At 60.8% G+C, this 21,540-nt stretch carries 20 protein-coding genes; 12 read left to right on the top strand and 8 right to left on the bottom strand.

The window, feature by feature from the left end:
* Positions 1–18: 18 nt before the first annotated feature.
* The gene (locus AC1DNW_RS09580; protein ID WP_113297566.1) at positions 19–1,287 is read right to left on the bottom strand and encodes a cytochrome b N-terminal domain-containing protein; all 1,269 of its coding nucleotides are present in this window, start codon (positions 1,285–1,287) and stop codon (positions 19–21) included.
* Positions 1,288–1,301: 14 nt separating this feature from the next.
* Positions 1,302–1,877, bottom strand: coding sequence for a ubiquinol-cytochrome c reductase iron-sulfur subunit (gene petA, locus AC1DNW_RS09575; protein WP_113297565.1), 576 nt, complete (start codon positions 1,875–1,877; stop codon positions 1,302–1,304).
* 287 nt (positions 1,878–2,164) lie between these two features.
* On the opposite strand from petA, the gene AC1DNW_RS09570 reads away from it, so the two are divergent.
* Positions 2,165–3,094 (top strand): endonuclease/exonuclease/phosphatase family protein, encoded by a 930-nt coding sequence (locus tag AC1DNW_RS09570; protein ID WP_113297564.1) that lies wholly within the window; start codon positions 2,165–2,167, stop codon positions 3,092–3,094.
* Here AC1DNW_RS09570 and AC1DNW_RS09565 read toward each other — a convergent pair.
* Entirely contained in the window at positions 3,065–4,963 is a 1,899-nt protein-coding gene (locus tag AC1DNW_RS09565; RefSeq protein WP_113308855.1) for an ABC transporter ATP-binding protein, read from the bottom strand. The two genes, AC1DNW_RS09570 and AC1DNW_RS09565, sit on opposite strands and share 30 nt — an antisense overlap.
* A gap of 162 nt (positions 4,964–5,125) precedes the next feature.
* Between AC1DNW_RS09565 and AC1DNW_RS09560 the strand changes: the two genes are divergently transcribed.
* A complete protein-coding gene (locus AC1DNW_RS09560; RefSeq protein WP_113297563.1) occupies positions 5,126–5,377 on the top strand; it encodes a ribbon-helix-helix domain-containing protein in 252 nt (83 codons plus the stop codon).
* A gap of 68 nt (positions 5,378–5,445) precedes the next feature.
* Here the strand turns inward: AC1DNW_RS09560 and AC1DNW_RS09555 are convergent, their stop codons facing one another.
* A complete protein-coding gene (locus tag AC1DNW_RS09555; protein ID WP_113308807.1) occupies positions 5,446–7,302 on the bottom strand; it encodes an ABC transporter ATP-binding protein in 1,857 nt (618 codons plus the stop codon).
* Between the two features lie 99 nt (positions 7,303–7,401).
* Here AC1DNW_RS09555 and AC1DNW_RS09550 point away from each other — a divergent pair, with 99 nt between their 5' ends.
* From AC1DNW_RS09550 to AC1DNW_RS09540, 3 genes are all read left to right on the top strand, one after another.
* Positions 7,402–7,539 (top strand): hypothetical protein, encoded by a 138-nt coding sequence (locus AC1DNW_RS09550; RefSeq protein ID WP_162747110.1) that lies wholly within the window; start codon positions 7,402–7,404, stop codon positions 7,537–7,539.
* A 148-nt stretch (positions 7,540–7,687) separates the two neighbouring features.
* On the top strand, positions 7,688–8,149 hold the full coding sequence (locus AC1DNW_RS09545; RefSeq protein ID WP_113308806.1) for a tRNA (cytidine(34)-2'-O)-methyltransferase: 462 nt from the start codon (positions 7,688–7,690) through the stop codon (positions 8,147–8,149).
* A 189-nt stretch (positions 8,150–8,338) separates the two neighbouring features.
* Positions 8,339–9,985 carry a Na/Pi cotransporter family protein gene (locus AC1DNW_RS09540; RefSeq protein ID WP_113308805.1) on the top strand — a complete coding sequence of 549 codons (1,647 nt, stop codon included), beginning with the start codon at positions 8,339–8,341 and terminating at the stop codon, positions 9,983–9,985.
* A 2-nt stretch (positions 9,986–9,987) separates the two neighbouring features.
* Here the strand turns inward: AC1DNW_RS09540 and AC1DNW_RS09535 are convergent, their stop codons facing one another.
* Positions 9,988–10,248, bottom strand: a complete 261-nt coding sequence (locus tag AC1DNW_RS09535; protein ID WP_113308804.1) for a hypothetical protein — start codon at positions 10,246–10,248, stop codon at positions 9,988–9,990.
* A gap of 141 nt (positions 10,249–10,389) precedes the next feature.
* Here AC1DNW_RS09535 and hemF point away from each other — a divergent pair, with 141 nt between their 5' ends.
* The 3 genes from hemF (at position 10,390) to AC1DNW_RS09520 (ending at position 12,012) form a co-directional block, all read left to right on the top strand.
* Positions 10,390–11,301 carry an oxygen-dependent coproporphyrinogen oxidase gene (hemF, locus tag AC1DNW_RS09530; RefSeq protein WP_113308803.1) on the top strand — a complete coding sequence of 304 codons (912 nt, stop codon included), beginning with the start codon at positions 10,390–10,392 and terminating at the stop codon, positions 11,299–11,301.
* A 128-nt stretch (positions 11,302–11,429) separates the two neighbouring features.
* On the top strand, positions 11,430–11,705 hold the full coding sequence (locus AC1DNW_RS09525; RefSeq protein WP_113297557.1) for a hypothetical protein: 276 nt from the start codon (positions 11,430–11,432) through the stop codon (positions 11,703–11,705).
* Between the two features lie 121 nt (positions 11,706–11,826).
* On the top strand, positions 11,827–12,012 hold the full coding sequence (locus AC1DNW_RS09520) for a DUF1059 domain-containing protein (RefSeq protein ID WP_113297556.1): 186 nt from the start codon (positions 11,827–11,829) through the stop codon (positions 12,010–12,012).
* 2 nt (positions 12,013–12,014) lie between these two features.
* Here the strand turns inward: AC1DNW_RS09520 and AC1DNW_RS09515 are convergent, their stop codons facing one another.
* From AC1DNW_RS09515 to AC1DNW_RS09505, 3 genes are read right to left on the bottom strand one after another with little or no spacing between them, the layout of a single operon-like run.
* Complete coding sequence (locus AC1DNW_RS09515; RefSeq protein ID WP_477852511.1) at positions 12,015–13,271, bottom strand: CCA tRNA nucleotidyltransferase; 1,257 nt, start codon at positions 13,269–13,271, stop codon at positions 12,015–12,017.
* Positions 13,268–13,918: a CoA pyrophosphatase gene (locus AC1DNW_RS09510; protein ID WP_113308801.1), complete on the bottom strand. Its 651-nt coding sequence runs from the start codon at positions 13,916–13,918 to the stop codon at positions 13,268–13,270. The genes AC1DNW_RS09515 and AC1DNW_RS09510 overlap by 4 nt, the downstream gene beginning before the upstream one ends.
* On the bottom strand, positions 13,915–14,550 hold the full coding sequence (locus AC1DNW_RS09505; protein ID WP_113297553.1) for a DUF1285 domain-containing protein: 636 nt from the start codon (positions 14,548–14,550) through the stop codon (positions 13,915–13,917). Before AC1DNW_RS09505 ends, AC1DNW_RS09510 begins: the two co-directional genes overlap by 4 nt.
* Before the next feature lie 160 nt (positions 14,551–14,710).
* On the opposite strand from AC1DNW_RS09505, the gene AC1DNW_RS09500 reads away from it, so the two are divergent.
* The 4 genes from AC1DNW_RS09500 to AC1DNW_RS09485 are packed head-to-tail and all read left to right on the top strand — an operon-like array spanning position 14,711 to position 21,539.
* Entirely contained in the window at positions 14,711–15,721 is a 1,011-nt protein-coding gene (locus AC1DNW_RS09500; protein WP_113308800.1) for an AAA family ATPase, read from the top strand.
* 13 nt (positions 15,722–15,734) lie between these two features.
* Positions 15,735–16,655 (top strand): DUF58 domain-containing protein, encoded by a 921-nt coding sequence (locus AC1DNW_RS09495; RefSeq protein WP_113308799.1) that lies wholly within the window; start codon positions 15,735–15,737, stop codon positions 16,653–16,655.
* The gene (locus tag AC1DNW_RS09490; RefSeq protein ID WP_113308798.1) at positions 16,652–19,465 is read left to right on the top strand and encodes a DUF4159 domain-containing protein; all 2,814 of its coding nucleotides are present in this window, start codon (positions 16,652–16,654) and stop codon (positions 19,463–19,465) included. Before AC1DNW_RS09495 ends, AC1DNW_RS09490 begins: the two co-directional genes overlap by 4 nt.
* Before the next feature lies 1 nt (position 19,466).
* Complete coding sequence (locus AC1DNW_RS09485; RefSeq protein WP_113308797.1) at positions 19,467–21,539, top strand: hypothetical protein; 2,073 nt, start codon at positions 19,467–19,469, stop codon at positions 21,537–21,539.
* Position 21,540 lies beyond the last annotated feature (1 nt).

Below are 21,540 nucleotides of genomic sequence, written 5' to 3'. Positions count from 1 at the left end.
GTCCTTCCCGTCGCTCGCTCAGGCCTTGGCCGCAGCAGTCTTGTTGCGCTTTTCGAGCACCGCTTCAGTGATCGAGTTCGGAATGCGGCGCGGTGTTTCCACCAGACCGAGAACCGGCATCGCGACCAGGAAGAAGGCGAAGTAGAGGAGTGTGCAGACCTGCGAGATCGTCGTGTACAGGCCTTCCGCAGGCTGCGAACCCAGCCAGCCCAGGATGATCGCGTTGATCGCGAACAGCCAGTAGAACAGCTTGAACCACGGACGATAGACCGCCGAACGCACCTTCGAAGTGTCGAGCCAGGGCAGGAAGAACAGCACGAGGATGGCGCCGAACATCACCAGAACACCGCCGAGCTTGGAGTCGATCGGACCGACGTTGAAGGTGATCGAACGCAGCATGGCGTAGAAGGGCAGGAAGTACCATTCCGGAACGATGTGGGCCGGGGTCTTCAGCGGGTCGGCCGGAATGTAGTTGTCGGCATGGCCGAGATAGTTCGGCAGGTAGAAGACGAAGTAGGCATAGACGAGCAGGAAGATCGAGACGCCGAGCGCATCCTTGAGCGTTGCGTAAGGCGTGAAACGAACCGTATCTGTCTTGGTCTTGACCTCGACCCCCGTCGGATTTGTCTGGCCGACCACATGCAGAGCCCAGATGTGCAGGACGACGACGCCGGCGATCATGAAGGGCAGCAGGTAGTGCAGCGAGAAGAAGCGGTTCAGCGTCGGCTGATCGACGGCGAAGCCGCCAAGCAGGAACTGCTGCACCCATTCGCCGACCAGCGGGAAGGCCGAGAAGAAGCCGGTGATGACGGTCGCGCCCCAGAAGGACATCTGCCCCCAAGGCAGAACGTAGCCCATAAAGCCGGTCGCCATCATCAAGAGGTAGATGACGACGCCGAGGATCCAGAGGATTTCGCGCGGCGCCTTGTAGGAACCGTAGTAGAGACCGCGGGCGATGTGCAGGTAGACGGCGACGAAGAAGAAGGATGCGCCGTTGGCATGCATATAGCGCAGCAGCCAGCCGTGGTTGACGTCGCGCATGATCTTTTCAACGGAGTTGAAGGCGATCGTCGTGTCGGCGGCGTAGTGCATGGCGAGCGTGACACCCGTCAGGATCTGCACGATCAACATGACGGCGAGCATGGCGCCGAAAGTGTAAGCGTAGTTCAGGTTCCGCGGAACCGGATAGGCAATGAAGCTGTCATAGACCATGCGCGGCAGTGGAAGGCGCGCATCGACCCACTTTTCCAGGCCGGTTGATGGTTCGTAGCTGGAATGGCCACTCATTAATCAGTCTCCCCTCAACCGATCTTGATCTTCGTGTCGGACAAAAACGAAAAGGTCGGAATCGCCAGGTTCTGCGGCGCCGGACCTTTGCGGATGCGGCCGGCCGTGTCGTAGACCGAGCCATGGCAGGGACAGAACCAACCATTGTATTCACCGGCCTGACCGAGCGGAACGCAACCGAGATGGGTGCAGGTGCCGACCATGACGATCCAGTTTTCCTTATCTTTGCCGCCCGAGCGGTCAGCGCCCGTTGCAGGAGCATCGGCAGGAAGGTTTGCGTTGCGGGCGATCGGATCCTTGAGGTCCGACAACTGCACATCGGCTGCGGCCTTGACTTCTTCCGGCGTGCGGTTGCGGATGAAGATTGGCTTGCCGCGCCACTTTACCGTCAGCGACATGCCGGGCGTAAGGCTTGCAACATCGACTTCGATGGAAGCAAGCGCCAGCGTCGACGCGTCCGGACGCATCTGGTCGATGAACGGCCACGCAACCGCAACGGCGCCGACCGCACCAGCCATGCCAGTGGTGAGATAAAGGAAATCACGGCGAGTGGGCTCTGCGGCCTCGCTTGTCGTTAAGTGTTCGCTCACGGCTTAACCATCCTCTGCGCAATTGTCGCGGAATTCCGCCCTGCCCCTCCAGAGGCGGCGAATCTATCACAACATATTTCGGCCATAGATTCCCCACCAATCCGGCGCGTTCTATGCTTGATCGCAAATTATGTCCAGCCTTGGCAAGGGGATGAGGGCACAATGTCGCGGGAAATTTCAGTGAATTTTTTAAGGCAATCACTGGCTTGCAACTTTGCTGCATTGCAACAAAGCAGGGGGCGTGTTAGGCGCTGGTGAGTTTGCCATACGAATTTGGATTTGCGCCGATGAGGCATACTGTTTTCTGCGTATTGAGCGTCCTCATCACCATCGTTCTGGCTCTCGTTTCGCTTCGCTACTTCACCGATTTCTGGCTGCTTTCGCTCGTTTATAGCTTCCAGATTCATCTCAGCATCATCTGCGCCATTGGCGCGGTCGTTGCCCTCTTTTTCAAGCGGCACTGGTACGGCTTCGTGATGCTGGCAGTGGCGACCTTCCTGAATATCCACGGCGTCATAATGCTGCGCGAATTCGCCGGCAAAATGCCTGCGGAAGATGCCCCCCGCCTTTTCCGGCTGATGTCCTTCAATATCGAGTTCGACAATTTCGGGAACGGCGAGAAGATCGCCGACGCCGTGCTGGCATCCGGCGCCGATGTGGTCGACATCATGGAAGCACAACCGGTCTTCTCGCAATTGCCGCGGCTGGCACAGATCTATCCATATCGCATCGGCTGCGACACGAGCGACGCCTGCGATACGCTCGTGCTGTCGAAACGTCCATTTGCCGCGCACAAGGTCTACGATCTCGGCGCTCTCTGGAAGCAGAGGCTGGTTTCGATCAAGATCGATTTTGACGGAACCTGGGTAGATTTTCTGTTTCCGCACCTCACCAAGCCTTATTTCGACGATTTTCAGGCCGATGAACTGGTGGAGCTGAAGGCTATCATGCAGTCCCGCACCGGTGCGCTGGTGGTTGCCGGGGATTTCAATTCCGCAATCCTCGCACCAACCATTCAGGAACTACTGCGCGGTTCGGGCCTCACCACCGCATTTCCCGAACCCACGACCTGGCCGGTCTCCGCCGGGCCGTTCGGCATCAGCATCGACCATATCTTCGCAAGACCACCGCTGCTCATCCGCTCGACGAGCCGGCTGGAAGACAGCTTCGGCTCGAACCATTATGGCCTAGTCAGCGATTTCGTTCGCGAATACTGAGCGCGTATCGTCATCGTCGGAGGCGAGGAAACCGCCGGACTGGCGCGCCCAGAGCTCTGCATAAAGCCCGCCCTGTTTCAGAAGCGCATCATGCGTGCCTTCTTCGATGATCTTGCCGCGGTCGACCACGACAAGCCTGTCGAGTGCCGCGATCGTCGAAAGCCGGTGGGCGATCGCCAGCACCGTCTTGCCTTCCATCACGCGGTTGAGGTTCGACTGGATCGCCTCCTCCACTTCCGAATCGAGCGCCGACGTCGCCTCGTCGAGAACGAGTATCGGCGCATTCTTGAGCATCACACGCGCAATGGCGATGCGCTGACGCTGGCCGCCCGAGAGCTTGACCCCGCGCTCGCCGACATGCGCATCGAAACTCTTGCGGCCCTGCTGGTCCCGCAGCAACTCGATGAAGTCGAGCGCCTCGGCGCGTCTGGCTGCCTCGACGAGGCGCTCCTCGCCGGCATCTGGCCGGCCGAACAGGATATTGTCGCGCACGGATCGATGCAGCAGCGACGTATCCTGGCTGACCATGCCGATCTGCATGCGCAGTGATTCCTGCGTGACGGCGGCGATATCCTGCCCGTCGATAAGGATGCGTCCACCCTGAATATCGTAAAGGCGCAGGAGAAGGTTCACGAGCGTCGATTTGCCTGCGCCGGAGCGGCCGATGATACCAACCTTCTCGCCCGGCCGGATCGTCAGCGAGAAATTCCCAATGACTGCGTTTTCCTTGCCGTAATGGAAGGAAACATTCTCGAAGCGGATGCCCGGCTGCTTGATGACGAGTTCCTTCGCATGGGGACGGTTGACGAGATGCAGCGGCTGCGAAATCAGTTCGGCCGCATTCTGGATGGTTCCGAGGTTGCGCATGATGCCGTTGAATTGCGTCATCAATCGCCCGAGCAGGAAGTTCAGCCTGAGCACCAGAGTCAGCGAAAAGGCGACCCCGCCCGAGCTGATCAGTCCGCGCAGCCACAGATCGACGCTGATGCCTGCCATTGTGACGATCATCAGGCCCGACAGCAGCGCCATTGACGCGCGAACGCCAGTGATGAAGCGCGTGAACTTCAGCACCGTTTCCTGGTAGGCATTGAAGCCGTCGAGCATGTACCGGTCGCTCTCTTCGTCGCGGGCGAAGAGCTTCAACGTCTGGATATTGCTGTAGGCATCGACGATGCGGCCATTGAGCAGGGAGGCCGCTTCCGCAGTCTCGCGCGAGTGATAGCGGATGCGCGGCACGAAATAGCGCGCAAGCACGCCGAAGGCCACCAGCCAGAAGAGAACCACCGCCGCGAGCGATAAATCGAGCTGCCCCACCAGAACGAGGGTAGTGACGGCATAGATGCCAACGAACCAGACGCTTTCCATCAGCGACGTCACGAGATCGCCTGTCGCCTGCCCCGCCGACCAGACCTTGGTGACGATGCGGCCGGAAAAATCACTCTGGAAGAAGGCAAGCGACTGGCGCGACACATGCAGATAGGACTGCCAGCGCGCCATGTTGTAGAAACCCGGCGTGATGACCTGCTGGTCGATCAGCGCGATCAGGAAGGCAACGACGAAGCGGACGATGCCGATCAGCGCCAGCATGCCGAAAAGCTCGCCGCCATGGGCGTCAAGAAGCGTGCTCCAGCCGGCCCCGGGCTTTATCGCTCCGAGAATATCGATGAGCCGCCCGACGAACCAGAAGAGCGCTGCCTCGATCGCCGCCGAAATGCCGCCAAGCACCAGCATGGCGATGAACGGCCATCTGGCTTGGCCGATATAGAACCATATGAATCCCAGCGTATTGCCCGGCGGTTGGACATTACCGCGGGCGCGGAACGGATCTATCCAGGTTTCGAACAGGCGGAGGATCGGAGTGAGCAGCATCATCGCGATATAGGCCCGTTCAGAATTGCGGCAAAGAGAATACAAGCCCGACGCAACCTTATATTTTCGTAATGATCGGTAATATCGGCGTCATCTCTATTGATACGGGTGGAAGCAGCCACGATCTCATGCCATGATCGCGCCTTACCGGAGACCGCAGTAATGGAAACGAAAACGCTTAATGCGCATCTTCCGCTCCCCCTTGCGGAAAAGCTTGACGCTCTGGCAGACGCGATGGACGTGCCGCGCGACAGCATCGTGACGGACGCCATCGCAAGCTGGATCGAACGAGAGGAGCGACAGCGGATTTTCACGCTTCGTTCGCTCGCTTCGAACTCGATCATTGTCGTGGAGCATCATCGCGTCATCGACTGGGCCGACAGCCTCTGCGCTGACCGGATCCGCACGCTCTAAGCGGAAAATTGATTTTCTTCAGCAGGACAAAAAAATAGCCCTCCCCGCAGAAACGGGAAGGGCTTGTTTTATTGGGCGGCGACTTCGGCCTCTTCCTCGTGATCGGCGAGGAAGCCGCCGGACTGGCGGTTCCAGAGATCGGCATAGACGCCGCCGTGGCTGACCAGTTCGCCATGTGTGCCGCTTTCGGTCATGCGGCCTTTGTCCAGCACGATCAACCGGTCCATCTCAGTCAGCGTCGACAGGCGGTGGGCAATCGCGATGACAGTCTTGCCCTCCATCAGCGCGAAGAGGTTTTCCTGGATCGCCGCTTCCACTTCGGAATCGAGCGCCGAGGTCGCCTCGTCGAGCACCAGGATCGGCGCGTCCTTCAGGAAGACGCGGGCGATCGCTATGCGCTGGCGCTGGCCGCCCGACAGTTTTACACCGCGCTCGCCAACCTGCGCGTCGAGCGCCTTGCGGCCCTGCAGATCGACAAGCCCTTCGACGAACTCCCAGGCATTTGCCCGTTTTGCAGCCTCGATCACTTCCTCGTCCGTCGCGTCTGGACGGCCATAGGCGATGTTGTCGCGGATCGAACGATGCAAGAGCGACGTATCTTGCGTCACCACGCCGATCAGCGCACGAAGGCTGTCCTGCGACACCTCGGAGATATCCTGGCCGTCGATGGTGATGCGCCCGGCCTCCAGATCGTAGAAACGAAGGAGCAGGTTCATCAATGTCGTCTTGCCGGCGCCGGAACGTCCGACGAGACCGACCTTCTCGCCAGCCTTGATATCGAGCGACAGGTTGTCGATGATGCCCTTGCCCTTGCCGTAGTGGAAGCCGATGCGATCATAGTGGATCGCACCTTTCTTCGCAGTCAGTGTGGGCGCATCAGGCTTGTCGACGATATCGTGCTGCTTCGACATCATCTCCATGCCGTCATAGACGGTGCCGATGTTTTCGAAGAGTGCCGAGACTTCCCACATGATCCACTGCGACATGCCGTTGACGCGCATCGCAAGGCCGATGGCGATGGAAATCGCGCCGACCGAGATCGTTCCGTTCAGCCACAGCCAGATGGACAGGCTGGAAATGACGAACAGCGAGATGCAGTTGTTCATGTAGACACTTATATGGAAGAGCGTCACCTTGCGCATCTGCCTGTGCACCGTATCCAGGAACCCGTCCATGCTCTCCTTTGCATAGACCTCTTCACGACCTGCATGTGAGAACAACTTCACGGTGGCAATGTTCGTGTAGCTATCCACCACACGGCCGGTCATCAGCGAGCGCGCATCCGCCTGCTGAGCGGCGATCTTGCGAAGCCGCGGCACGAAATAGGCGACGATGCCGATATAGACGCCGAGCCAGGCAAGGATCGGCAGCATCAGCCGCCAGTCAGCCGCCGCGATGATGACGATCATCGACAGGAAGTAGGTGACGACATAGACGAAGACGTCGAGGATCTTCATGACCGTCTCGCGCACGGCAAGCGACGTCTGCATGACCTTTGTGGCAACGCGTCCGGCGAACTCGTTGGCAAAGAAGGTCATGCTATGACGCAGCAGGAAGCGGTGCATCTGCCAGCGCGCAATCATCGGATAATTGCCGAGCATCATCTGATGCATGATCAGCGAATCGAGACCGGCGATGAGCGGCAGTCCGATCAGCACCAGCGCACCCATCCAGATCAGCTTGTGACCCTCATTCTGCAGGAAGGTCGCCTTATCGGCATTCGTCAGCCAGTCGACGATATCGCCAAGGAACTGGAAGAGCGCCACTTCGCCGACCGCGATCAGCGCCGTCAGAAAGGCCATGAGCGCAAGCCATCCCGCCGCCGGCTTGCTGTAGTGCCAGCAGAAGGCAAAAAGACCCTTCGGCGGAGCAACCGGCTCCTCGCTCGGATAGGGATTAAGTCGCTGTTCGAACCAGCCAAACATGAAATCGCTCCAGAACTTCCGCGTTCCGGTCCCTGCTTTGCGCTCTTGTGTCGCACGAAAGCACATATGGGAACCGGAGGCTCAAGGGGCGAGGCCGTAATGGCCGCGCAATTATTCAAAAATGGGCAATTGGGAAGAGAAAGCGCCTATACGCGCCAGATCGCCAAGCGTGGCATCACGGGCAGGAGACGCATCAGCACAAATGTATTCATGTCGGCGCTCCCTGTTGGCGATTGAAGATATGCACCGATAACGCGAAAATGCCTAAATTTCCAGCCCTGAACTCTTGGAAAGTGACTGTCCCATGGTCAAAAAGCGTCTTGTTGCTTCAAAATCACAGTTCGGATAGGCCATTTGCGCATCATGGCAACGGATGGCTTCCCTTATGGCGGATATCAGACTGGCGCTCTACCAACCGGATATTCCCGGCAATACCGGCACGATTCTGCGCCTTGCCGCGTGCCTGGGTTTTGCTGTCGACATCATCGAACCTGCGGGCTTCGACATTTCCGACCGAAACCTGAAACGCGCAGGCATGGACTATCTGGCTGCGGCAGCGCTTACGCGACACGTCAACTGGGAACATTTCGAGAAATGGCGTGTTGGAACCCGCCGACGCCTGATCCTCGCCACCACCAAGGCATCGCAGCGCTATGCGGATTTCGCCTTCCGCCCGGACGATATCCTGCTGTTCGGCCGGGAAAGTGCTGGGGTGCCTGATCATGTGCATGAACGCGCCGACGGACGCATCCTGATCCCGATGGTGGAGGGCCAACGCTCGATCAACCTCGCCCTCTCCGCCGCTATGATAGCAGGCGAAGCCATGCGCCAGACCGTCTGGGCATAACGGGCAAAATGCCGGTCCTTGCCGGCCATTCTGTCGTAAACAACGCTTTGAATCGGCGCAAAAGCGCCTATATTTATTAGCCGAGCAATCAATAAATCTGCGCGAGCACTGCGATTCCAATGATTTGCTTGACTACAGACTCGTAGAATCGAGCGAACTCTTTTCAAGAAGAAGAAAAAGACCGAGCCCATGGAATCCACGATCGTCATGATCAATCTGTTCGGCGCGATTGCGCTGCTGCTTTTCGGCCTCGCACAGGTCAAGGACGGCGTCACGCGTGCCTTCGGCGCACGGCTGAGGACCGGGCTTGCGACAGGCACGGCGAACGGGCCGCGCTCGATCCTGTCGGGGTTCCTGGCGACCATCGCCCTCCAGAGTTCGACCGCGACTGCCCTGATGACGGCCTCTTTCGTGGAGCGCGATCTCATCAAGCCACGCATGGCCCAGATCGTGCTGCTCGGTGCCAATGTCGGGACTGCCGTAACCGCCTGGATAGTCGCCACCGGCATCGAGTGGCTTTCGCCGCTGCTCATTCTTGGCGGCATCGTGCTCTATCGCGGAAAGTCCAGCGCTCGCCACGGCGGCGGCGCGGCCATGATCGGCATCGGCCTGATGCTGCTCTCCCTGCATCTGCTCGGCAATGCGACAGAGCCCATGCGCACATCGCCAGCACTGGCAGCTTTCATCGGCCTGCTCGGCGATGCCTGGCCCGTTGCCCTTGCCCTGTCGGCAGCGCTTGCCTTCATCTCCTCATCCAGCCTTGCGGTCGTCGTGCTGATCCTGTCGCTGGCGTCGACGGGAATCGTATCGCCTGAACTCATCATCGTTCTCGTCCTTGGCGCCAATCTCGGCGGTGCGATCCCGCCTGTCGTCGCCACCCTCTCCGGCCCTGCCTCGGCAAGACGCGTCACGCTCGGCAATCTCATCGTCCGCACGGTCGGCTGCTTGATCGCCCTGCCGCTTGCCGGCTACGCCGCCCCGCTCCTGCATTTGTTGCCTTTCGGCCCGGCCAAGCTGCCGGTCGATACGCATCTGATCTTCAACATCCTGCTCGCCACTCTTGCCTGGCCTTTCTCCCGAATGCTGGCTGCCTTCACTGCCCGCCTCGTGCCCGATGATGAGCAGCCGGATCAGGGTCCCAAGTTTCTCGATATGCAGGAGCTTTCGACGCCCGTCGTGGCTCTTGCCAGCGCGACACGCGAAGTGCTCGGCGTCGGCGATCTCATCGAACGCATGCTGCTGCGGGCTTCGGATGCCTTCCAGCACAATGACATGTCCAAGCTCGCCGAGATCCCTGCGCTCGAAAAGCGTGTCGATCTGCTGCAGCAGGAGGTGAAGGTCTATCTTTCCAAGCTCGGCCGCGCCGGTCTCAGCGACGAGAACGCCCGCCGCTCGATCGTCATCATCGACTACGCGATCAATCTCGAGCACATGGGCGACATCATCGAGAAAGGCTTGCTGGAGCAAGTCGGCAAAAAAGCCTCGCTCGGCCTGAAATTCTCCGAAGACGGCTACAGGGAATTGCGCAAGCTGTTCGAGCTGACGATCGACAACCTGCGTGTCGCACAAACGATCTTCGTCACTCGCGATTTCAATCTCGCGCGGCAAATGATGGAAGTGAAGGTCGAGGTTCGCCACATGGAGAAACAATCTGCCGAGCGTCATCTGGAGCGCCTGCGTGACGGACGCGCCGACAGCCTGCAAACGAGTTCCCTTCATCTCGACATGCTGCGCGATCTGAAACGCATCAACGCCCACATCGTCTCGGTGGCCCATCCGATCCTAGACGAGAGCGGCCTTCTGATCGAAAGCCGCCTGCGCGACGCGGCAGAATAGGTTTAGTCGGCGGACGGCAGACGCCGCATGGTGAATTCGATCTGATCGCCCTCGAGCTGACGCCAGCTTTCCACTTCGGTCCAGTAGGCCGCCTTTGGATATTCGTCGAACCATTCGCGCGCCTTGGCACGGGCTTCCATAAGCCCCATTCGGTATGTCTCGCGGACGAAATGATCTCGCTCACGGGCGGACGCTTCTGCCCGATGCTTTGCGATTCTGCGCTTCAAGCCTTCGAAGGGCGGAGGCCCCGGAATTTTCACCATGAAACCTACCTCTGAATGAAAAATAGTATCGAAATCCGTCCGTTGCGAGTCGAATCTTGCGAACCCTGTCGGCCTCCATCCGCTGGCGGGCGCCTGCCGCACCTGCTAAACCATGAGCATAATCAACAAAGAGCGAATCGCATGGAAAGACCGGAACTGCCGATCGGCCTGCCCGAAGACATCGAGGACAAGAAGACCGCTGCCCGAACATGGTTTGAGGGACTGCGGGACACTATCTGCGCATCCTTCGAAGCACTGGAGGATGAACTCGAAGGCCCCCTCTCCGACCAGGAGCCCGGCCGCTTCGTCGCCAAGGACTGGTCGCGTGAAAATGGCGCGGGCGGCGGTGGCCGCATGTCGATGATGGAAGGCCGCGTCTTCGAGAAGGTCGGCGTCCACACTTCCACCGTCTACGGCGAATTCGCGCCTGATTTCCGGTCACAGATACCCGGCGCCAGCGAGGATCCGCGCTTCTGGGCATCAGGGATTTCGCTGATCGCCCATCCCGTCAATCCCAACGTGCCGGCCGTTCACATGAACACCCGCATGGTCGTCACCACCAGCCGCTGGTTCGGCGGTGGCGCCGACCTGACGCCGGTGCTTGGCCGCCGCCGCACGCAAGAAGACGAGGACACGCAGCTCTTCCACAAGGCCATGGAAATTACCTGCCGCAACCATGCGGTTGCCGACTACGATGCCTATAAAAAATGGTGCGACGACTATTTTTTCCTTAAGCATCGCAACGAGGCGCGCGGCGTCGGCGGCATCTTTTATGATTGGCTGCACTCCAGCGAGGAAGCCGGCGGCTGGAATGCCGATTTCGCCTTCACACGGGATGTCGGCCGGGCCTTTTCCATGGTCTACCCGAAGATCGTCCGCTCAAACTTCAATGAAACGTGGACAGAGGCCGATCGTGACGAACAATTGATTCGCCGCGGCCGCTATGTCGAGTTTAATCTGCTCTACGACCGGGGAACGATCTTCGGCCTGAAAACCGGCGGCAATGTCGAATCCATTCTCTCATCCCTGCCGCCCGTGGTCCGCTGGCCCTGATTCAAGCCGCGAGAAGCGCGCTGATAAAATTGAAATACTATTCCGGTAAAATCGCGTTGAAAGGCCTTCATCAGAACCGAGTGCGTCCTAAATTAGTCTCTGTGCGTTACAATCGGAGGAGGATTGTCATGACGATACAAAGCGGCTTGCCTGCTTCTGCAGATATCCCGGAAGCGTCCCGTGCAATCGACGCGCCCGAATTTCTGACGCGCATCGCCGAAGACCTCAGGGCCAGGAGCGGCTCCGACCTGCCGCTCTCCTGCTTCGTCGAGCAGGTGAAACTGCAGCTCGCAGGCGGCAAAACTCCGGAAGAGCTTCAAGAGCAGGCAACGGGCGCTGCCAATAGCAACAAGCCCGCCCATCTTTCGGACACCTACATGGCTTGGGCAATGCCCCACCAATAACAGAGCTTCGGCCGGCGTTCACGTCGGCCGGAACCTTCTCCCCGGAACCTTCTCAATTGCCGCACATTCCTCAATCGCGCGAAAGCGTGCTGGTTTTGCAGTTAAGAAACAGGAGAAGACCATGCGACTTTTCGAATGCGGAACGCTCGTTCCCGGATGCGACTGGCACACCAGAGCCGACAACGACGCCGAAGTCGTTCGCCGCGCCGTCGAACACATGAAGACCGCCCACGGCGAAACGACGATCCGCGAAAACATGGTGGACAATATCAAGGCCCGCATCCGCGACGAAGCGAACGCGGCCTGATTTCAATCGACAATCTCTGCAAGCCGGGCGAGCAATGCCGCCCGGTCGGAGACGAAATTCTCCTCCACCCATTGGTTTTCCAGCGTCGAGAGAATTTCGCCGACCTTTGGCCCTGCCTGTATGCCTGCGGCCATCACATCCGCGCCACTCAGCGGAAATTGCGGCTTCTTCCAAATATTTGCGCGATCGAGAAGCTTCGAAAGCCGTGCCGAACGGCTCATCTCGTCGAAGCTGCCGCCCTCTGCCTTACCCCGTGCAACGCCAAGCGCCAGTTTCAGCCGCACTACGATCCCGTCTGTACCATTTCTGTAGAGCAGCTTTTCGAAAGCGGCAGCGGAGATTTCATCGTTGACGGGTGCTGCTTTTGCCCAGGCTTTGAAATAGGCCGCCTCCGCATTCGAGAATTTCAGGCGTGCAGCCAGCGCATCCAGCCGGGCCGGATCCGGCGGAACGATCGAGGCAAGCCGCAGCAGTGGATCAGGCTCCCAACCGAGCGCCTTCTCGGTCGCAACGAGTGCCGGAATGGCATCGATGCCCCATTTTTCCGTTTCCGGCAGGATTTCCGTGAGAACTGCAACCTGCCGCATCCAGAGCAGCGCCCGGCCGGGATCTTCCGCCGACAGGAGCTTCCTGAGCTCGGACCAGACCCGCTCTGAAGATAGCGTCTTCAGCTTCGAACGTGCGGCCGATGACGCTCTTAGCCCCTCTGCATCTGGTCGTCCGGAACCGTACCAGGCGAAGAAACGGAAAAACCGCAGAATACGCAGATAATCCTCGGCTATCCGCGTTGCTGCATCGCCGATGAAGCGGATATTGCGCTTCTCGATATCCTCGAGCCCGCCTACGAGATCGATCACCTCGCCTGCGGAATTCGCATAAAGCGCATTGATGGTGAGGTCGCGCCGTTCCGCATCCGATTGCCAGTCCGCGCTGAAGGCCACCTTGGCGCGACGCCCGTCCGTCTCCATGTCGGTGCGCAGCGTCGTCACTTCGAAGGGCCTGGCGTCGATGACGAGCGTCACCGTTCCATGGGCAATGCCTGTCGGTACGGCCTTGATACCGGCAGAAGCGGCCCGTTCCATGACGGCTTCCGGAAGCAGCGTGCTGGCGATATCGATGTCGGCGACGGCCAGCCCCATCAGGCTGTTGCGTACGGCCCCCCCGACCACGCGACCCTCCCCGCCATCGGCGTTCAGGAGCGCAAAGACCCGGCCGAGCGCCGGATCCTGAAACCATGCCTGGTCGGCAACAGACGTCATGCATAAAGCCTTTCGTAGAGTGTGCGGACGATACCGGCGGTGATGCCCCAGATCATGCGCGTTTCATAGGGCATACGGTAGAAATGCCGGTCGATGCCGTCGACCACGCGCTTGTCCCGCGTGTGATTGGCCGGGTTCATCAGGAAGGAAAGCGGCACCTCGAAAACATCGTCCACTTCGATCGGATTGAGCTGCAGCGAAAAACCGCGTTGCACCACGCCGAGCACGGGCGTGATGCGGAATCCGGTGGATGACAGATAATTCGGCAGCCGTCCGACCGTCTCGACGAAGCCGCCGCCAAGGCCGATCTCTTCCTCGGTTTCGCGGATCGCCGCCATCTCGGGCGAGACATCCTCGGGATCGATCGAACCACCGGGAAAGGCGATCTGGCCGGAATGCTTGCGAAGTGTCGACGTCCGCTTGGTGAAGATCACCTTCGCCTCTTCGCCATCATCGACGACGGGCACCAGCACCGCCGCATCTCGCAGCTTGAAGGTTTCGACCAGCGCAACGATATCGGGATTGAGGACGTGATCGCCATGATCGCGCCAGGCATGATCGATGGGCGCACCAACCTGGTTGAGCGCGCGGCGGCGGAACTCGGCAGCCGAAAACGGGGGATAGGTCCTGCTGATCGCTTCACTCATCGGGAGGCTGCTTCCAGTTCATCGGCCGGCATGATCGGAAAGGTCTCACCGCCCGAGCGGACGACGAACATGTCCCGGCCCGCGACCTCGGCCACCTCGCCGAGCTCGACCAGTTCATACATCACGGCGCGTGACACCAATGCTTCGAGCCGCCCCCGCACATGCAGATAGGGCTTCAATTCGCTATCTTTCCCATGCCCTGGCCCGTGCCCCGGAAAACGCAAAGGGTGATCCTTCCCGGCTTCTATGACATCACCGACATTCGTGCGAAACGTCAGAATCTGCAGTCCATCCTGCTCGCTCGCATTCATCTCGACGGCGACGAAGGGGGCGTCGATAACCCTGATGCCGACCTTTTCCACAGGAGTTACGAGATAGGTTTTCCCGTCATCGTCCTTCCTCAAAACGGTGGAAAAGAGCTGGACCAGCGGCTGCCGGCCGATCGGTGTGCCCATGTAGAACCATGTGCCATCCGCCCGAATTTCCATGTCGATATCGCCGCAAAAGGGCGGATTCCATTTCTCGACAGGCGGCAATCCACGCTTTTTGCCGGATTTCGCCTCGGAGGCGCGCGAAATAAGCGCGGCAAGCCCCGCTGCATCCGCCATTTGCCTCATTTCCTCGGCTGCCATTGTTCCGTCCCGGTTTGCTCTTAACGAAATAAAGTCACGAGATAGTCATTTGAAACAAACTTGTCAGCCCGCAACATCTTCATAACTGTATCGGGTATGAGGCACGCCTATTAAAGTCAGACGATTCGCAGCCGAATGATTTCAGCCGTTGGAGATGCCCGTGGGTATGATCAAGACCGAAGCCAGCCTCGATGAACAGGCGATTGTTGCCGCCGCCGAAAGAGCGCTATCCGACATCGCCGCCATCCGCGCGGAAGTTTCCAAGGTTATCTTCGGTCAGGAAAGCGTCGTTGAAAACACGCTTCTCGCCGTTCTCTCCGGTGGTCATGCCCTTCTCGTCGGTGTTCCAGGCCTTGCCAAGACGAGGCTCGTGACGACGCTCGGCGAAGTCCTCGGCCTTGCCGCAAACCGCATTCAGTTCACGCCCGACCTTATGCCATCAGATATCCTCGGTTCCGAAGTGATGGACCAGGACGAGAGCGGCCGCCGCTCCTTCCGCTTCGTCAAGGGGCCGGTCTTTGCTCAGCTTCTAATGGCCGACGAAATCAACCGCGCGTCTCCGCGTACCCAGTCGGCTCTGCTGCAGGCCATGCAGGAATATCATATCACGATCGCCGGCCAGCGTTATGACCTGCCCTCGCCGTTCCATGTCCTGGCAACGCAGAACCCGTTGGAACAGGAAGGCACCTATCCCCTTCCCGAGGCCCAACTCGACCGCTTTCTGCTGCAGGTCGATGTCAACTATCCCGAGCTTGCGGCCGAACGACAAATCCTGCTTGAAACAACCGGCTTGACCGAAGCCAAGCCAGAACCAGTCATCAATGCCGCGCGTCTCGTCGAAATCCAGACGCTGGTGCGGCAGATGCCGGTCAGCGACACTGTCGTCGACGCCATCCTTTCGCTGGTGCGCTCCGCCCGTCCGGGCCAGGGCAATGCCTCCACCGACAAGCATGTCGCCTGGGGTCCCGGCCCGCGCGCCGGTCAGGCAATGATGCTTTGCGCCCGCGCCCGCGCACTCTACGAAGGCCGCCTGGCACCGTCGCTCGACGATATCTACGCCTTGGCCGAGCCGGTGCTCGAGCACCGCATGGCGCTGACCTTCGCCGCCCGCGCCGAGGGCATGTCGGTGCGTGACGTCATCGCCGGGCTGGTCAAACAGGCAAAGGGATAAGGAAGCGCTGCGCGTGGCATCCATCGGACAGATCGTCAATCCGACACCTGGCAGCGATGCCCTTTCCCGCGCCAGGCAGCGGGCCGCTCTGGTGCCGGATTGCCTGGTCGAAGCCAAGCGTATCGCCAACACCGTGATCGCCGGCTGGCACGGCCGTCGCAAACGCGGCATCGGCGAGAATTTCTGGCAGTTCCGCCCCTACAGCGACGGCGAAAGCCTCTCACGCATCGACTGGCGCCGCTCCGCCCGTGATGATCATACCTATGTGCGCGACCGCGAATGGGAAGCCGCCCACACGATCTGGCTCTGGGCCGACATGTCGCCCTCGATGATGTACAAGTCGAGCTACGGGAGCGTTTCCAAGGAAAGCCGTGCGCTGGTCATCATGCTGGCACTTGCAGAGATCCTCGCCCGCTCCGGCGAGCGCATCGGCTGCCCCGGCATAATGGAGCCTATATCCGCCCGCAATGCGGCCGAAAGGCTCGCAACGGCCCTGATGCACACGCCATTGACCGGCGGCCTGCCGGAAACCCTGATGGTGCGCGGCTGGAGCGACCTCATCCTCATCGGCGATTTCCTCGATGATGCACCTGCCATCATGGCCCGCCTCGGCCCGCTTGCCCGCCGCGGCCTGCGTGGGCACGTGGTGGAAATTGCCGATCCTGCCGAGGAAATATTCCCCTATAACGGCCGCACCGAATTCACCGATCCGGAAACCGGCGAAAGGCTAACCTCCGGCCGGGCCGAGAATGTGCGTGAGGCCTATCGCAACGCCTATCTCGCCCGACGCGAAAATCTCGGCCTGTCGCTGCGCCATCTCGGCTGGACCTTCGTCAGCCACCGCACCGATCATCTGGCGTCCGAAGCGCTGGTTGCAGTCCATATGTATCTTTCAGGCATGCCGGCAAAGGCAACGCATGGAGGACAGCTTTGAGCGCGCTTCCATTCGCCTTCGCCTATCCCGCCATCCTTGGCGCGCTGATTGCCCTTCCCGTCATCTGGTGGCTGCTGCGGTTGACCCCGCCGCGCCCACAGGCAGAGGTTTTCCCACCGCTGAAAATCCTTGCGACGGTGCTGAAGCGCGAGGAAACACCGGCCCAGAGCCCTTGGTGGCTCACGCTGCTGCGCATGCTGCTGGCAGCCGCCATCATTTTCGCGATCGCCGATCCGGTCTTCAATCCGCGCACCGGCTCGCTCGCGTCAGGCGGTCCCCTCGTCCTCTTCGTCGACAATAGCTGGGCTTCGGCGCCCGATTGGGAACGTCGCGTCCAGACGGCCGATGCGCTGATCGACGATGCAGAGTCTGCAGGCGCTGTCGTCTCCATCGCTTTCACCGCCGACCCGACCAATGACGCGACGCCCGGCACGGCCTCGGCTGCCCGCGAGAAACTGCGCGCCGCCGAGCCGAAGCCGCTCGTGCCGGATCGCCAGCGGGCTTTCGAAGCGTTGCGTGCGGCCCTCAATGGCACGCATCCCGGCACGCTTGCCTTCCTCACCGATGGTGCGGCAAGCGGCGACAATGATACCACCGTCCGTCAGCTGTCCGACCTCCAGCCCGCCGAACTGCGCGTCATCGAGGGTAATACGGCCGACACCGTCGCGATATCAGGCGCCACCAACACGGCCGACGCGATGACCGTGAAGGTAACGCGCCTCAGCCCAGGTGGCGCGGCATCCCTCCCCCTCAACGCGCAGGATGCGCAGGGCCGCGTGATCGCCAGCGGCAGGGCCGACTTCGCCCCCGGCCAGACCTCTATCAATGCCGGCATCTCAGCTCCCTTCGAGATGCGTAACGACTTTGCCCGCGTCAGCATCAATACCGGCGCCACTGCAGGCGCGGTGCATCTGCTTGATGACGCCTTCAAGCGCCGCAGGGTCGTGCTGCTGTCAGGTGAAGGGGGCGACGAATTCCAGCCACTGCTCTCGCCGCTCTATTACATCCAGCGTGCGCTGGAGCCCTATGCCGATCTGGTCCGGCCGACCGATTCCGACCTGTCGGTCGCCATTCCGAAACTGCTTGCCAACAATCCCTCCGTCATCATCCTGGCCGATATCGGCCGCCTGCCGGAAGATACCTACGCTCCCTTGCAGCGCTGGATATCGAATGGCGGCATGCTGCTGCGTTTCGCTGGCCCGCGCCTTGCCGCGGCACCCGCTGAAGATCCGCTGATCCCGGTCACCCTGCGCCAGGGCGAACGCGCGCTTGGCGGCAGCCTGTCCTGGAGCGAACCGCAAGCGCTCGCCGAATTCCCCAGTTTCAGTCCGTTCGCCGGAATACCGCGTCCGACCGACGTAACGGTCAACCGCCAGGTGCTGGCAGAGCCGACGCCGGATCTTGCCGAGCGCACATGGGCAAGTCTTGCCGATGGCACGCCGCTGGTCACCATGAACCGCATCAGTGCCGGCCAGATCGTGCTCTTCCATGTCAGCGCCGAGGCGACCTGGTCGAACCTGCCGATTTCTGGCACCTTCGTCGAAATGCTGCGCCACCTTATCCAGATCTCGCGCTCCGGCGGGGTAACCTCGGAATCATCAGGCAGTGCGCGCGTTGCCGAAACCCTGCCGCCCTTCCGCATGCTGACCGCCAAGGGCATCCTGGTCACCGAAACCGGCAATGCCCGTCCGCTGATCCCGAATCCCAAGGCGGCCCCCGTTGCCAACTTCGACAATCCACCGGGCCTCTACGGCTCGGAGGATGGCTTCGCGGCGCTGAACGTCCTGCCAAACAATGCCGAGCTGAAACCGCTCGACATTGATGGCGTCAATGTCGTGCGCGCCGGCCTGGTCGGCGGTGAAAGCTGGTCGGCCAAGCCCCTGCTCTTCTTCATCGCCTTCCTGCTGCTTGTGGCCGATAGTCTGATCGTGCTCTTCATGAACGGCGCCTTTTCACGCCTGCGCCCGCGCGCCCGCGCTGCCGCAACGATCGCCATTGCGCTCTCGGCTGGTCTCATGCTGCATCCGGACATCCTGCATGCCAATGATACACAGCCGGGCGACGACGTTGTCATGCAACGGCTGGACAATACCCATCTCGCCTATGTTGTGACCGGCGAGCAGGACGTGGACAATATTTCCGAACAGGGGCTCCATGGTCTCACGAGTTTTCTGACATACCGCACAACGCTGGAGCCTGCTCCGCCCGTCGGCCTCGACCTCAACAAGGACGAGCTTGCCTTCTACCCGATCATCTACTGGCCGATTTCGGCGACTGCGCCGATGCCCTCCAACGCCGCCATCAGCCGCATCGACGCCTATATGCGCAATGGCGGCACCGTTCTTTTCGATACGCGCGATCAGATCGACTCGCTCGAAGGCGCCAGCGACACGACCGCCAATGGCCAGCGCCTGCAGCAGATCCTTGCCAATCTGGATATTCCGCCGCTTGAGCCCGTCCCGCACGACCATGTGCTGACCAAGTCCTTCTATCTGCTGTCGAGCTTCCCCGGCCGTTATGCCGGCAGCCCGCTCTGGATCGAGGCACGGCAGGGCGGACAGAGCAACGGCAACAAGCCGGCCGCCGCCGCAGACGGCGTCTCGCCGATCTTGATTACCGCAAACGATTTTGCCGGCGCATGGGCCGTTGATGATAATGACACGCCACTGCTGCCCACCGTGCCGCCGGAGGAGACGCAGCGAGAATATGCCTTCCGCTCCGGCGTCAACATCATGATGTACATGCTGACCGGCAACTACAAGACAGACCAGGTCCACGTGCCCGACCTGCTCGAACGTCTGGGGCAGTGACATGACGCTCGATTATTCGCCCTTCCTGCCCTGGCCGCTTCTGGCGGTATTGACCGGCATTGTCCTCGTGATCGCCGTCTTCGCGATCTGGCGCGGCATTCGCGGCGCATGGATCCGCGCGCTTGCGGCACTTGCCCTGCTTGCAGCACTTGCTAATCCGGTATTGCTGCAGGAAGACCGCGACCAGCTTTCGACCATCGTCCCCGTTATCGTGGACCGCAGTCAGAGCCAGCAGACAGCTGATCGCATGACGATGACCGATGATGCGCTTGCATCGCTGAAAACGCAGCTCGCCCGCTTTCCCCAGATCGAGCCCCGCTTTGTCGATGTGAACGAAGACCGCAATTCCGACGTGCCGTCCACCCGCCTCTTCGATGCGCTATCGGCTTCGATCGCCGATGTGCCGCCTTCGCGCGTCGGCGGCGCGATCATGCTGACGGATGGCGAAGTGCATGATGTGCCCGGCGTCAACCAAGCGCTCGGCTTTGACGCACCAATCCATGGCCTGATCACCGGCAAGCCGAACGAATTCGACCGCCGTATCGAGGTGATCAAGGCGCCCCGCTTCGGCATCGTCAACGAGGAGCAGCAGCTCGTGCTGCGCGTCTTCGACGACGGCCCAAGCCCCGGCGGCGTGGCCAATGTGACCGTGCGCCTCAACGGCGACGAGATCGCCACGCTGCAGGCGACACCCGGCCAGGATACGCCCTTCTCCTTCAAGGTGACGCGCGGCGGCGCAAATGTTCTGGAATTCTCCGTTGCCGGCATTCCCGGTGAGGTCACGGATGCCAATAACCGCGCCGTACACATCATCGACGGCATCCGCCAGAACCTGCGTGTCCTTCTCGTCTCGGGCGAACCGCATGCAGGCGAGCGTGCATGGCGCAATCTGCTGAAGTCCGATGCCTCCGTCGACCTCGTACACTTCACCATTCTGCGACCGCCGGAAAAACAGGACGGCACGCCGATCAACGAGCTGTCGCTGATCGCCTTTCCGACGCGCGAGCTGTTCGTCGACAAGATCAAGGATTTCGACCTGATCATCTTCGATCGATATCAGGATCGCGCCAATGTGCTGCCGATGCTTTATTACGACAATATCGCCCAATACGTGGAAAATGGCGGCGCGCTGCTGATTGCCGCCGGTCCGGAACATGCCAGCCCCGAGTCGATCGCCATGACGCCGCTCGCCTCCGTGCTGCCGGCCGAGCCGACCGGCCGGATGATCGAGCAGGCCTTCTATCCCCGCTTGTCCGAGCAGGGCCGCAAGCATCCAGTCACCCGCGGGCTTGATGGTTCCGGCGATGAGCCTCCGCATTGGGGCCGCTGGTTCCGCAGCGTCGATGTCGACCGGCCGCAGGGCCAGACCGTCATGGTCGGCGCCGATAACCATCCGCTGCTGGTCCTCAACCGCGCCGGCCAGGGCCGTGTCGCCATGCTGCTCTCCGATCAGGGCTGGCTCTGGGCGCGTGGCTTCGAAGGGGGGGGTCCGCACGTCTCGCTCTATCGCCGCATCGCCCACTGGCTGATGAAGGAACCGGCGCTGGAAGAAGAGGCTCTGACGGCGCGCACCTCCGGACGTACGCTGGAGATTACCCGCCAGACGATCGGCGATGCGCCGGGAGACGCGATCGTACGTTACCCCTCCGGCAGGACCGAGAACCTGCCGCTGACGCAGACCGAGCCTGGCCTCTATAAGGCCGAAAAGCGCATGGACGAAATTGGCCTCTTCGAAATCCGCAACGGCGATCTGACGACGCTCGCCCATGTCGGCGCCGTCGATGCGCCGGAATTCAAGGCGATGATCTCGACGACCGCGGCGCTGAAGCCGATCACCGACAAGAGCCGCGGCCTGGTCACCCGCGTCGTCAACAATGCCGGCGCCATCTCCGTCCCGCCGATCCTGCCGGTGCGCGGCCAGGTGCGCGTGACCGACAATGACCGGATGCAGATCCGCATGACCAACGAGACCGTGCTGAAGGGCATCAACACCCTGCCGCTCTTTGCGGGATTTGCCGGTGTCGGCATCCTGCTTCTCGCCTTTGGCGCCATGTGGTGGCGTGAAGGACGTTAGC

This window comes from Rhizobium sp. 05L429, from assembly GCF_056397645.1.
The sequence above is the reverse complement of the archived record's forward strand: the minus strand, read 5'-3'. Positions and strand labels throughout refer to the sequence as shown.

Excerpts from the sequence above, each read along its gene's own strand:
- AC1DNW_RS09535 (WP_113308804.1), bottom strand. The coding sequence starts at position 10,248 with ATGGTGAAAATTCCGGGGCCTCCGCCCTTCGAAGGCTTGAAGCGCAGA.
- AC1DNW_RS09540 (WP_113308805.1), top strand. The coding sequence starts at position 8,339 with ATGGAATCCACGATCGTCATGATCAATCTGTTCGGCGCGATTGCGCTG.
- AC1DNW_RS09570 (WP_113297564.1), top strand. The coding sequence starts at position 2,165 with ATGAGGCATACTGTTTTCTGCGTATTGAGCGTCCTCATCACCATCGTT.
- hemF (WP_113308803.1), top strand. The coding sequence starts at position 10,390 with ATGGAAAGACCGGAACTGCCGATCGGCCTGCCCGAAGACATCGAGGAC.
- AC1DNW_RS09555 (WP_113308807.1), bottom strand. The coding sequence starts at position 7,302 with ATGTTTGGCTGGTTCGAACAGCGACTTAATCCCTATCCGAGCGAGGAG.
- AC1DNW_RS09550 (WP_162747110.1), top strand. The coding sequence starts at position 7,402 with ATGGCCGCGCAATTATTCAAAAATGGGCAATTGGGAAGAGAAAGCGCC.
- AC1DNW_RS09560 (WP_113297563.1), top strand. The coding sequence starts at position 5,126 with ATGGAAACGAAAACGCTTAATGCGCATCTTCCGCTCCCCCTTGCGGAA.
- AC1DNW_RS09565 (WP_113308855.1), bottom strand. The coding sequence starts at position 4,963 with ATGCTGCTCACTCCGATCCTCCGCCTGTTCGAAACCTGGATAGATCCG.
- AC1DNW_RS09510 (WP_113308801.1), bottom strand. The coding sequence starts at position 13,918 with ATGAGTGAAGCGATCAGCAGGACCTATCCCCCGTTTTCGGCTGCCGAG.
- AC1DNW_RS09485 (WP_113308797.1), top strand. The coding sequence starts at position 19,467 with ATGACGCTCGATTATTCGCCCTTCCTGCCCTGGCCGCTTCTGGCGGTA.
- AC1DNW_RS09505 (WP_113297553.1), bottom strand. The coding sequence starts at position 14,550 with ATGGCAGCCGAGGAAATGAGGCAAATGGCGGATGCAGCGGGGCTTGCC.
- AC1DNW_RS09545 (WP_113308806.1), top strand. The coding sequence starts at position 7,688 with ATGGCGGATATCAGACTGGCGCTCTACCAACCGGATATTCCCGGCAAT.
- AC1DNW_RS09525 (WP_113297557.1), top strand. The coding sequence starts at position 11,430 with ATGACGATACAAAGCGGCTTGCCTGCTTCTGCAGATATCCCGGAAGCG.
- AC1DNW_RS09580 (WP_113297566.1), bottom strand. The coding sequence starts at position 1,287 with ATGAGTGGCCATTCCAGCTACGAACCATCAACCGGCCTGGAAAAGTGG.
- AC1DNW_RS09520 (WP_113297556.1), top strand. The coding sequence starts at position 11,827 with ATGCGACTTTTCGAATGCGGAACGCTCGTTCCCGGATGCGACTGGCAC.
- AC1DNW_RS09515 (WP_477852511.1), bottom strand. The coding sequence starts at position 13,271 with ATGACGTCTGTTGCCGACCAGGCATGGTTTCAGGATCCGGCGCTCGGC.